The 12,422-nt window shown below is 41.8% G+C and carries 10 protein-coding genes; 5 read left to right on the forward strand and 5 right to left on the reverse strand.

The window, feature by feature from the left end; translation table 11 throughout:
- Positions 1–69: 69 nt before the first annotated feature.
- On the forward strand, positions 70–1,248 hold the full coding sequence (locus FTU12_RS14835; RefSeq protein WP_180114814.1) for a hypothetical protein: 1,179 nt from the start codon (positions 70–72) through the stop codon (positions 1,246–1,248).
- A gap of 85 nt (positions 1,249–1,333) precedes the next feature.
- Here the strand turns inward: FTU12_RS14835 and mnmE are convergent, their stop codons facing one another.
- The 5 genes from mnmE to rpmH all read right to left on the reverse strand — a co-directional run bounded on the left by mnmE (position 1,334) and on the right by rpmH (position 5,442).
- Entirely contained in the window at positions 1,334–2,689 is a 1,356-nt protein-coding gene (gene mnmE / locus FTU12_RS14840) for a tRNA uridine-5-carboxymethylaminomethyl(34) synthesis GTPase MnmE (protein WP_078189512.1), read from the reverse strand.
- 92 nt (positions 2,690–2,781) lie between these two features.
- Positions 2,782–4,548 carry a membrane protein insertase YidC gene (gene yidC / locus FTU12_RS14845; protein WP_180024965.1) on the reverse strand — a complete coding sequence of 589 codons (1,767 nt, stop codon included), beginning with the start codon at positions 4,546–4,548 and terminating at the stop codon, positions 2,782–2,784.
- 5 nt (positions 4,549–4,553) lie between these two features.
- Entirely contained in the window at positions 4,554–4,874 is a 321-nt protein-coding gene (gene yidD, locus FTU12_RS14850) for a membrane protein insertion efficiency factor YidD (protein ID WP_078189510.1), read from the reverse strand.
- A 9-nt stretch (positions 4,875–4,883) separates the two neighbouring features.
- Complete coding sequence (rnpA, locus tag FTU12_RS14855) at positions 4,884–5,276, reverse strand: ribonuclease P protein component (protein WP_078189509.1); 393 nt, start codon at positions 5,274–5,276, stop codon at positions 4,884–4,886.
- A 31-nt stretch (positions 5,277–5,307) separates the two neighbouring features.
- The gene (gene rpmH / locus FTU12_RS14860) at positions 5,308–5,442 is read right to left on the reverse strand and encodes a 50S ribosomal protein L34 (RefSeq protein WP_000831329.1); all 135 of its coding nucleotides are present in this window, start codon (positions 5,440–5,442) and stop codon (positions 5,308–5,310) included.
- 659 nt (positions 5,443–6,101) lie between these two features.
- On the opposite strand from rpmH, the gene dnaA reads away from it, so the two are divergent.
- The 4 genes from dnaA (at position 6,102) to gyrB (ending at position 12,362) form a co-directional block, all read left to right on the forward strand.
- The gene (gene dnaA / locus FTU12_RS14865; protein WP_180114817.1) at positions 6,102–7,487 is read left to right on the forward strand and encodes a chromosomal replication initiator protein DnaA; all 1,386 of its coding nucleotides are present in this window, start codon (positions 6,102–6,104) and stop codon (positions 7,485–7,487) included.
- Positions 7,488–7,595: 108 nt separating this feature from the next.
- A complete protein-coding gene (gene dnaN, locus FTU12_RS14870) occupies positions 7,596–8,744 on the forward strand; it encodes a DNA polymerase III subunit beta (RefSeq protein ID WP_168379516.1) in 1,149 nt (382 codons plus the stop codon).
- A gap of 23 nt (positions 8,745–8,767) precedes the next feature.
- Entirely contained in the window at positions 8,768–9,850 is a 1,083-nt protein-coding gene (gene recF, locus FTU12_RS14875; RefSeq protein WP_180056035.1) for a DNA replication/repair protein RecF, read from the forward strand.
- Between the two features lie 43 nt (positions 9,851–9,893).
- The gene (gene gyrB, locus FTU12_RS14880) at positions 9,894–12,362 is read left to right on the forward strand and encodes a DNA topoisomerase (ATP-hydrolyzing) subunit B (RefSeq protein ID WP_180114819.1); all 2,469 of its coding nucleotides are present in this window, start codon (positions 9,894–9,896) and stop codon (positions 12,360–12,362) included.
- Positions 12,363–12,422: the final 60 nt, after the last annotated feature.

Raw genomic sequence — 12,422 nt, forward strand, 5'->3', positions numbered from 1 at the left:
AAGAAACCCTATAAAAATCAATCAAATTAAATTAAGATCTTGTGTGATGTGATTCAAAAATTTAAAAAAATGCTAAAAATTCAATGTCAAATTAACACTGCGGAAAATCAAATCATCGCCAGCAGCGAATACGGGAATATTCACTATATTTTACCGTTTGAATCCTTACCGCAATTAGAAACCTATGATTTTATCGTTTGGGGCTTTTTACCCATTGCCATGCGCCTTGGCATCCCGCTGCATATAGAAGGACCTATTTCAATACAAACCCTCCACTCCGCACGGGAGGTTTCAACTGTCTGGGCCGCTTGGTTACCTGATTTATATCAACCAGTCATGCTCAGTGCTGCATCGATTATCCAAACACCACCGGCAAACCAAACCACTCAAAATTTAAGCTTTTTTAGCGGTGGAATTGACTCCACATATAGTACATACAAAGCTTTTCTTGAAAATGGGCAAGACTCTGATTGTCTCACTGTGCATGGAATGGATTATAAATTTGATGACCATGAAAAATTTCAGGCCTTAATGGATCAGACCCATGACTTTAGAAGCCAAGTTTTTAAGCAAAGTCGCGTGGTAAAAACCGATGCTTACACGCTGTACAGTAAATATGGCTGTAACCCTAAAGGTTCGCATGTCACACATATCTTTTCGCTGTTTTCCTGCGCTTCGATTTTTGAACATTACCAGCAATATCGAATTTCAGCCGATTACCGTTTAGATCAACAATTATTCGTTCATCCCTATGGCTCAAATACGGCATCCAACCGATTGATGAAGAACCGATCCGGGGTCTTAATCACCCTCGACGATGATGTCACGCGATCACAAAAAACCGCATTTTTAAGCCAATCTGACTTAGATTTACAAACCCTGTCGATCTGTGTGGACTATAGGGTTCGACCAAAAAATTGTGGTCAATGCAGTAAATGTATGCGCACCAAAGCCATGTTTTATACCACTAGCCCCGAAATTCCCGATATCTTTTTAGATCGTCGCTTTAAAAAACAGTGGTATCAATCCATTCCATTAAGTTCAAAAATTAATCGTGCATTTTTAATTGATATTTTGTTAGCGGTCGAAAAATCCTCGCAACAGCAACAATTTCCAGACTATGCAACACTCAAAGTCAAAGTTGAGGCTGTATCGAAAAGAGCAGCAATTAATCCTTTTTATGGGATGAAAATAAAAGATGTGCTGAGAACGATCATTAAAATCATTTTTGGCTCAAACCCACGCTAAAGCGATGCAAAAAAGCACGATGTTTTCGAACATCGTGCTTTGGATGGATCTATCCATAGGTGAAATGAGGAGCTCAATCGTTTTATTACTTTCCGATACAGAACGATCCAAAAATCTTACCGAGTAGATCATCTGCACTGAAATCGCCCGTAATTTCACCTAAGGCATTTTGCGCCAAACGTAGAGACTCGGCTACCAACTCACCCGCATGATAAACCACCAACTGCTCACGTGCTTCTGCAAGATAGCGCTGCGTGCGCTTCATTGCGTCTAAATGGCGTGTTCGAGCAATAAAGGTATCTTCTTCTGGTTGAAAGCCTGCATGCGCTGTAATCGCATCAATAAGCGCTTGAACGCCGGTTTCTTGTTTAGCCGAAACACGAATATGTCGAAAACCGTTTAAATCGGTCATTTCTGCGGTAGATCCCGTCAAATCGCATTTATTACCAATCAGCATCAAACGCTTCGGTTCAATATGATCGGCGAAGTACGCTTGAGCCAATTGTAGTGGATCTTCACCCTGACTTAAGTCATAGACCAAAAGTAACAAGTCAGCTTGCTCAATTTCTTTAATTGCGCGGCGAATCCCTTCTTTTTCGACGATATCACCAGTTTCACGTAAACCAGCGGTATCGGTCAAGGTAATCGGCAAACCATTGAGGCTGATTTTTTCATGTAAAACATCACGTGTCGTACCTGCAATATCCGTCACAATCGCACGTTCAACACCCGCCAAAGCATTGAGTAGAGATGACTTACCTGCATTGGGTTTACCGGCAATCACCACTTGTAGACCTTCACGCAGTAACTGACCTTGGCGAGCAGACTGCTGTACAGCATGGACCGAGCTTGCCACTTCATCTAATAAACCCAAAATCTTACCATCCGCCAAAAAGTCGATTTCTTCTTCAGGAAAATCAATCGCTGCTTCCACATGCAAACGCAAATGGATAAGTTTTTCTAGCACCGTATTGACCTTGCTCGAAAAGGCACCTTGTAATGAACGTACCGCAGAACGTGCTGCTGCTTGTGAGGTGGCATCAATCAGGTCGGCAATCGCCTCGGCTTGCACCAAGTCCATTTTGCCATTTTCAAAGGCGCGCATTGAAAATTCGCCCGCTTTTGCAGCAATAGCACCCAATTCAAGTAACCGTGCCAATAATGCATTTTGAATAACGGGGCCGCCATGACCTTGAAGCTCCACCACATCCTCACCCGTAAAGGAGTGCGGATTTGGGAAGCAAATCACCAAACCTTCATCCATGATTTCATTCGATGCATCATAAAACTTACGGAAACCAGCAAAACGTGCTTGTGGTAAGGATTGCTGCGTTAATGCTTCTGCAATGGCATAAGATTTGGGACCAGACAGGCGAATCACGCCGACACCACCACGACCCGGCGGTGTGGCAATTGCTGCGATGGTGGTTCGGTTTAACATAAAATTCACCTAAAAATTTTCAAACGACAGATAAAGAAAAATCCGCCTAAGATTACCATCTTAAGCGGATTTATTCAGCCCATCAGCAATGCTTAGTTTGCTGAGTCAGCTGCTTCACGTTTTAAACGGTCTTTTTCAACAGATTTGTTAATCAAACCTTGTTGAAGAATAGTAATACTGTTGTTACAGATCCAGTAAAGCACAAGGCCCGCAGGGAAGAACAACATAAATACCGTAAAGATCACTGGCATGATTTTGAAGACTTTCGCCTGCATTGGATCAGCCGGTTGTGGGTTCAAACTTTGCTGAATGAACATGGTCAAGCCCATTAATAGCGGCAAAATAAACCATGGATCCATCGCAGATAAATCTTGAATCCAACCTAACCATGGCGCATGACGTAGTTCAACAGACTCCATCAACACCCAGTACAAAGCAAGGAAGATCGGCATTTGGAGCAATAACGGCAAGCAACCTGATAGTGGGTTCACTTGTTCACGTTTATACAATGCCATCATTTCTTGCGAGAAGCGCATACGGTCTTCACCGAACTCTTCTTTCATGCGTTGCATTTCAGGTGCAATCACACGCATTTTCGCCATAGAGCGGTAGCTCTTCGACGACAATGGCCACAAGATCAGTTTCACCAGAATCGTCAATAGAATAATTGACCAACCCCAGTTACCCACTAAACCGTGGAAAAACTCAAGACCGACAAACAATAATTTCGCAATAGGCCATAACCAACCGTAGTCTACAGTTTGGTTTAAACCAACCGCCAATTCTTTTAATTCAGATTGGATTTTTGGACCTGAATAGAACGTTGCATCTACTTCTGCCACAGTTCCTGCAGGAACATTGATTGCAGGCGATGTGAACTGAATGATGTTCATATCATCAGTAGATTTACGTGACTCAAGTTTCGCAGCATAAGGCTGACCATTGGCTTGCGTTAATTTGATCTGTCCAGGAATCCACGCACTCACGAAGTAATGCTGAACCATTGCAACCCAACCGCCAGTTGCTTCAACATTCAATTTTTCTTCATTGAAGTTGGCAAATTTAAGTTTGTTGTAATGTTCTTCAGGCGTACCCCATGCACCACCAAGGAATGTACCTAAAGTGAAAATACCTTGATCAGATTTACCTGGATCTTCAGAGTTGTCGCGTTTAAGCTGACCAAACATCTGACCTTGCCAGTTCTGAGCACTGCGGTTCACGATTTTATGATTCACAACAACAGGGTATTCACCTTCAGTGAAGTTAAAGGTTTTAATAACCTCTACACCATCTGCTGTTTTATAAACCATTGGTACTGACAAAACTTTTGCTGTTTGGCCATCTTTACCCTTCACAGCTTTTGCGTCATTTAACGTATATGAAGATTTTTCAATTTCATAGGTTGGACGTCCTTTCGGATTGCTGTCAGGGCCATTAAGACCAATTAAGCCAGACTGAGCAACATAAGTACGTTTTGCATCGCTTTCAAGCATTACAAACGGTTCGTCGCTGTCTTTATTTTTGTCATGATTGAGTAATTCAATACGAACAATATCGCCACCCTTTGGATTAATCCAAAGATGGTAAAGGTCAGTTTGTACTGAAATTAACTGTTGACTAACAGGTGCAGTGGCATCTGTTGTTTGTTGTGTAGCAGCATTATTTGCTTGCGGCACATCAGTAGCAGCCGTAGCTGTCTGGCCATTTGGCAAATCGGCAGATACTTCATGCGTTACCACCGCAGCATTTTGCTGAGGTTTTTGTTCCGCATGTCCATAATCTTTCTGCCAAGCCAAAATGAGCAAATATGCGACAACAAACATGGCCCCTAGAATTGCAATCCTGGCCCATTGTTGCATAGGTATTACCCCAAGTGGTTAGAGTGATTTTGGTTCAATAAACGTTCACGAAAGGGTACAGCAACGTGAAGCGTTTGAGAATCTATTTGCTGAAATGAAATAAAACGAATTGCTTTTGATGGAACAGGATCATAGCCTGAACCGCCCCAAGGATGACAACGGCAAATACGCTGAACAGCTAGACACACTCCACGTACAGCACCATGTTGATGGACTGCTTCCAAAGAATATTGAGAACATGTTGGAATATAACGACAGCGTGGTCCCAATAAAGGACTAATCGCAATCTGATAGAAACGAATGAGCCAATGCAGTAAACGAACCATTGGTCATCTCTACGCTTGTGGGGAGGTAGCTATTTTTTTATGCTTATTTGCAAGGCGCTGCAATTTTTGCCAAGCAAATTGTAATTGCTGATGCAACTCTGCATTCGGTACCGCCTCTATGCCCATTTTTGGCATAACGACAATATCTAATACATTAGACTGCTGTTGATGCAGGCGAAAACTTTCGCGTGCAAGTCGTTTTACTCGATTTCTTTCATGTGCGCGGCGCACTTTTTTCTTAGCAACAACAATACCCAAACGGCTATTCGGCTGTTCGGAGATTTTTGCTAGAAATAAGAAATGGGGTTGATGCACTTTAAAAAGCGCACCATCGAACACACTTTTATAATCGGCAGCACAGTGTATTCGCACATCTGTGCTAAAGCCGTAAAGTGTTGTCATAACACCCAAGTCTTGACAGTCTTAACTGAAATTAAACAGTTAAGCTGTGACGACCTTTTGCACGACGACGCGCTAATACTTGACGGCCAGCTTTAGTAGCCATGCGAGCACGGAAACCATGAACGCGTTTACGTTTCAACTCAGAAGGTTGGAAAGTACGTTTCATATCGAAACTCCAAAAATGATCTTTCAGTAAAGGTTCGCGATTTTAGTGCTCATTGCTTGAGCTGTCAATGAAAAACACGCTTTCTTTCAAAATCTAGGCTGTGATATATCAAGATAGTATAAGGATTAGAAATCAGTCAGAAAGTTTTAAATTAAAATACCCACAAACTAAATCATTGTATATATTAATTATTTAAGTTATCTTCAAGTTTACTCACAGATTTATCCACAATCTCAAATTTGTCAATTGGTTTTTATGAATTTAAATTTGAATTTAAACTAACCATCAAGTTATCCCCAGAATGGGTCGATCTTATAAATAAATTCAAATTTTAAAATTTAAATTTATTACTATTAGTGTTGATATTTTCTGTGGAAAACGCATTTTTAGATTTAAAAAACAAATAATTACATTGTGGATAACGATGTTTTTATAATTTTGATAGTTTGTGGATAACTTTGTGCTACAATTTATCCACAGCTTGCGGATAAACTTATCCACACGTGATTTAAATTTAAATTTAAACTCAATTTGCGTTTTTTTGATCGATTTCGACTGATTTGTTCATGACAGATGTGGATAAGATGGTTAGAATGGCTGCCCGCTTAGGCGGGGTTGAATTATTTTTTTCGTACAATGGACTGAAATAGGGGTTTCACATGCTTTGGACAGACTGCTTAACTCGCTTGCGACAAGAGCTTTCAGGAAATGTCTATACAATGTGGATACGCCCACTAGTGGCAGAAGATGCAGGTGATAGTCTAAAACTCTATGCACCGAATCCGTATTGGACACGCTATATTCAAGAGCACCATTTAGAACTGATCTCTATTTTAGCGGAACAGTTGTCTGAAGGTCGGGTACGTAAAGTCGAGATTTTGGTTGATTCACGGCCTGGTGCAATTTTATCTGCAGCTGAACAACCTGCAACAACCACCGCAGCATTAGAGTCAACGCCGCAAGTGTCTGCACCGAATCGTCCTAAAAAAGAAAAAGAAGAGACGTCTTCAAAAAATAACCGTAAGCGTCAGCTTAACCCATTATTTACCTTTTCCTTGTTTGTTGAAGGCCGTTCCAATCAGATGGCGGCAGAAACCTGTCGTAAAGTACTTACACAACCCGGTGCTTCACAACATAATCCCTTATTTTTGTATGGGCCGACAGGTTTAGGTAAAACCCACTTAATGCAAGCAGTGGGTAATGCATTATTGCAAGCGAAGCCGAATGCACGTGTGATGTACATGACGGCTGAAAGTTTTGTACAAGACTTTGTGAGCTCGTTACAGCAAGGTAAGGTCGAAGAATTTAAGAAAAACTGTCGTTCGTTAGATTTGTTATTGGTGGATGATATTCATTTGTTAGCGGGTAAAGAGGCCAGCTTGGTTGAGTTTTTCTATACCTTCAACGCGTTATTAGATGAATCTAAGCAAATCATTTTAACCTCAGATCGTTATCCAAAAGAACTGACTGAGCTAGATCCACGTTTGGTTTCACGTTTTTCGTGGGGCTTATCGGTGGGTGTTGAACCACCAGATATCGAAACCCGTATTGAAATTTTATTGAAAAAAGCGGAAAGCAATGGCGTGGAACTTCCACGTAATTGTGCGTTGTTTATTGCTCAACAAGTGGTTGCCAATGTCCGTGAACTAGAAGGTGCGCTGAATAAAGTCGTAGCTATTTCTCGTTTTAAAGGCACTCCAATCGATCTAGATGTGGTGCGTGAATCGTTAAAAGATGTGTTGGCAATTCGTGCGCGCACCATCAGCACGGAAAATATTCAGCGTGTGGTGAGTGAATATTTCCGTATTCCACTGAAAGAATTGATTGGTCCAAAACGTACACGCATTTATGCACGTCCACGTCAGTTGGCTATGGGGCTAGCACGTGAGCTGACAGGGGATAGTTTTCCTGAAATTGGTATGGCTTTTGGTAATCGTGACCACAGTACTGTGATGCATGCCTGTGAAAAAGTACAAAGCCTGCGTGAAGAAGATCCAATCTTCAATGAGGACTATAAAAACTTGCAACGTCTGCTGCAAAGTTAAGTCTTTTCGTTCAAATTCTGTTCTTGCAATGCGGTATATTCTGCCGCATAGTACACTGCTAAAAAATTAATTTATTTTGTCTGTCTTCAGTTTTTAGAGGAATGTATCGTGCGTTTAAAAATCGCGAAAGAAAGCTTACTGAATGTTCTATCACATGTCGTAGGAGCGGTTGAACGTCGCCATACCTTAAATATTTTATCCAATGTAAAAGTACAGGTAACAGAGCAAGCTTTGACCATTACCGGTTCGGATCTTGAAGTGGAACTGGTTGCCAGCACATCACTTACTGAAGGTGCATGTTTACAAGCAGGTGTGACGACTGTTCCTGCACGTAAATTGATGGATATCTGTAAATCATTACCGTCAGCGGCATTGATTGATTTGCAAATTACTGAAGATCAACGTTGTATTTTAAAATCTGGAAACAGTCGTTTTGTATTGGGTACTTTGCCTGCAGAAGACTATCCATTATTAACCACTGAAAATACTCAAGGCACTCAAGTCGGTGTGACTCAGCGTGAGTTAAAGCGTTTATTTGAGAAAACATCTTTTGCCATGGCGGTTCAAGATGTGCGTTTTTATTTGACGGGTACTTTGCTTGAAATTGATGAAAATCAATTGCGTGCAGTAACGACCGATGGTCACCGTTTAGCGATGTGTGAAACAGCGGCAAGCTCGAATGCGACACAAGCAATGCAAGCGATTGTTCCACGTAAAGCCGTAGGTGAATTGCAGCGTCTATTGAGTGTTGAAGACGAGCAATTATCGTTGTTAATTGGTCGTGAATTATTAAATGTAACAATTACCATTGCCAGCCGTGATAAAGAGCAGGGTGATATTACCGTACGTTTCACCACAAAATTGATCGATGGTAAATTCCCAGACTACCGCCGTGTGATTCCACGTGGTGGCGATAAAAATGTGCGCATTGCACATGATGTTTTCAAGCAATCGCTACAACGTGTTGCAATTTTGAGTAATGAAAAATTGCGCGGCGTATTCTTGAAGTTTGATGCGGACACTTTACAACTTCGTGCCAATAACCCTGAGCAAGATGAAGCAATCGAAGATCTTGCGATTCAATATGCAGATGCACCGATGGAAATGTCGTTTAATGCACAGTACTTATTGGAAGTTCTGAATGTATTGGATGGTGATGATGTTGCAATGACCATGACAGAAGCGAACCAGTCGGTATTGGTACAAGATCCACAGCAACAAGATCAAACCTATGTTGTGATGCCAATGCGTGTTTAATTCGGACTGACGTCTCAATTATTATGCATATCACGCGTTTACATGTAGAACGTGTTCGAAATTTAAAGACGGTTGCACTCTCTGGGTTGCAGCCGTTTAATGTCTTTTATGGGCAAAATGGTTCAGGTAAAACGTCTGTATTAGAAGCAGTACATTTGCTGGCAACTGGACGTTCTTTTCGAACCCATATTCCGAAAAACTATATTCAAAATAATAGCCCTGACGCTGTCGTCTTTGCGCAGTCTGCAACAGACCGTATTGGTATGCAAAAAATGCAGTCGGGCGAGCAAGTGATTAAAGTCAATGGCGACCTAGTGGGGACACAAGGGCAGTTGGCTAAGATTTTACCGCTACAACTCATCGATCCACAAAGTACCGATATTATTGATCATGGTGCGAAGCCACGACGTCAACTTTTAGATTGGTTGATGTTCCACGTGGAACCGGAGTTTTACCATGCATGGCAATATTATGCACGGGCATTAAAACAGCGGAATAGTTTACTGAAATCACGACGTCATTTGAGTTTGTCTGATTTAGAACCGTGGAACAAAATGCTCAGCGATTATGGTGAGATATTACATAGTTTGCGCAGTAATGTGGTGGAACAGTGGACTCGATATTTTCAACAAGATCTCGAAGCCTTATTGCCTCATTTAACAGTGAGATTGGAATATAGTGCGGGCTTTCATGCTGAAACAGGATTGCTGAATGATCTGACCAATCAGCACTTTAAAGACTGCGAACGTGGCTATACTGAGTATGGTCCGCACCGTGCAGATTTAAGGTTAAAAACCGCTATGGGGGATGCAGATGTTGTGCTCTCTCGTGGGCAAAAAAAGTTATTGATCATGGCGTTAAAACTGTCACAGATTGCAATGCTACATGCTTGTAATAAGGAAACTGTGGTATTATTAGATGATCTGACAGCAGAATTAGATTTAACCGCACAACAGCGTTTAATTGAGCGTTTAAGCCATCTTGGTAGTCAAGTTTTTATTACCACTTTAGACCATGATTCAGTGCAAAAACACTTACATGATTTATCTATTTCTTATCAATTATTCAAAGTTGAAAATGGTACGGTGCAGGCTGTTGTGCAATGAAATACCACCTTTGGATAGACCTATTTTTCACTAGGGAGAAACCATGAGTTCAGAAGATCAAGCTGCTTCTCAAACAGAACAAACCATAGAAAAAGCTTATGATTCCTCTAGCATCAAAGTATTACGTGGTCTAGACGCTGTACGTAAGCGTCCGGGCATGTATATTGGTGATACTGACGATGGTACTGGCCTACACCACATGGTGTTTGAAGTTGTCGATAACTCAATTGATGAAGCGTTGGCGGGTCATTGTGACGAAATTCAAGTCACCATTCATGAAGATGAATCTGTAAGCGTATCGGATAATGGCCGTGGTATTCCTACCGACATTCACCCAGAAGAAGGTGTTTCTGCAGCAGAAGTGATTTTGACGATTCTGCATGCGGGCGGTAAATTTGACGATAACAGCTATAAAGTTTCAGGCGGTCTACACGGTGTAGGTGTATCCGTGGTGAATGCGCTTTCAAGCAAGCTCGAATTAACCATTCATCGTGCGGGTCAAATCCACCAGCAAGAATATAAACACGGTGATGCCGTGTATCCATTAAAAGTGGTGGGTGAGACAGATCGTACAGGTACACGTGTACGTTTCTGGCCAAGTGCTGAAACCTTCAGTCAAACGATTTTTAATGTCGATATTTTGGCGCGTCGTTTACGTGAATTATCGTTCCTGAATGCAGGTGTGCGAATTGTGCTACGTGACGAACGTATCAATTTAGAGCACGTTTATGACTATGAAGGTGGTTTGTCTGAGTTTGTGAAATATATCAACCAAGGCAAAACTCATCTGAATGATATCTTCCATTTTACCACTCAAGCGGATAATGGCATTGGTGTAGAAGTTGCATTGCAGTGGAACGATTCTTATCAGGAAAATGTTCGTTGCTTTACCAACAACATTCCACAAAAAGATGGCGGTACGCATTTAGCGGGTTTCCGTGCTGCATTAACCCGTGGCTTAAACAGCTACATGGAAAGCGAAAACTTACTCAAAAAAGAGAAAGTGGCGGTTTCTGGTGATGATGCACGTGAAGGTTTAACTGCGATTGTTTCGGTGAAAGTGCCTGATCCAAAATTCTCTTCGCAAACCAAAGAAAAATTGGTGTCGAGCGAAGTGAAAACTGCGGTTGAGCAAGCGATGAATAAATCATTTGCTGAATATCTTTTAGAGAACCCACAAGCCGCTAAATCGATTGCAGGCAAGATTATTGATGCAGCACGTGCGCGTGATGCAGCACGTAAAGCACGTGAAATGACACGTCGTAAGAGTGCGCTGGATATTGCTGGTTTGCCAGGTAAATTGGCCGATTGTCAGGAAAAAGATCCTGCATTGTCTGAACTTTACTTAGTCGAAGGTGACTCTGCGGGCGGTTCTGCAAAACAAGGCCGTAACCGTAAGATGCAAGCGATTTTGCCGCTGAAAGGTAAAATCCTCAACGTGGAACGTGCACGTTTTGACAAGATGATTTCTTCACAAGAAGTGGGAACACTGATTACTGCTTTAGGTTGTGGTATTGGCCGTGAGGAATATAACCCAGATAAACTGCGTTATCACAAAATCATCATCATGACCGATGCTGACGTCGATGGTTCGCACATTCGTACGCTACTGTTGACCTTCTTCTTCCGTCAAATGCCAGAACTTGTGGAACGTGGATATATTTATATTGCACAGCCACCGTTGTATAAGCTGAAAAAAGGCAAGCAAGAACAGTACATCAAAGATAATGATGCGCTAGAGACTTACCTGATTTCAAATGCAATTGATGAGCTTGAATTACACATCAGTGCAGAAGCACCAGCCATTCGTGGTGAGGCTTTAGCGGGTGTGATTGCGGATTATCAAACCTCTCAAAAGAGTTTGCATCGTCTGACTGTACGTTATCCTGCAAGTGTGTTGGATGGTTTATTGGCAGTAGAAGGCTTTAAGTTAGATCAAGCAAATAACCAAGACTATGTACAGACTTGGGGGGAGCAGCTACGTGCCAATATTGAGAAAACTCAGCCTAGCTTACGTCCTGAATTAAGCTTAGAAACGTTTGAGCATGAAGATACCGAAGGCAATAAGTCAGCGACCTATTTCCCGCGTATTACCATCTATGTTCATAACTTACCGCACCAATACTTGTTAGATTCAGGTCTATTGGGTTCAGGTGAATATGCGCGTTTGCTCAAAAATTCGAAGAGTTGGTTCACATTATTGGAAGAAGGTGCTTACCTACAAAAAGGCGAGCGCAAAATTCCAGTGAGTAGCTTCCATCAGGTTTGGCAAAACATCCTACAAGACTCACGCCGTGGCATGATGATTCAGCGCTATAAAGGTTTGGGTGAGATGAATGCTGAACAGCTTTGGGAAACTACGATGGATCCTGAGAACCGTAACATGCTGCAAGTAACGGTACAGGATGCGATTGAAGCTGATCGTATGTTCTCTTGCTTGATGGGTGATGATGTGGAACCACGTCGTGCTTTCATTGAAGAAAATGCGTTAAATGCGGATATTGATGCCTAAATTCTGATTACAGAATCATTCAAAAAAGCACTCTTCGGAGTGCTTTTTTTTGTGCTATCT

Origin of the sequence: Acinetobacter sp. YH12063 (assembly GCF_013419715.1) — a bacterium.
Lineage (GTDB): Bacteria > Pseudomonadota > Gammaproteobacteria > Pseudomonadales > Moraxellaceae > Acinetobacter > Acinetobacter amyesii.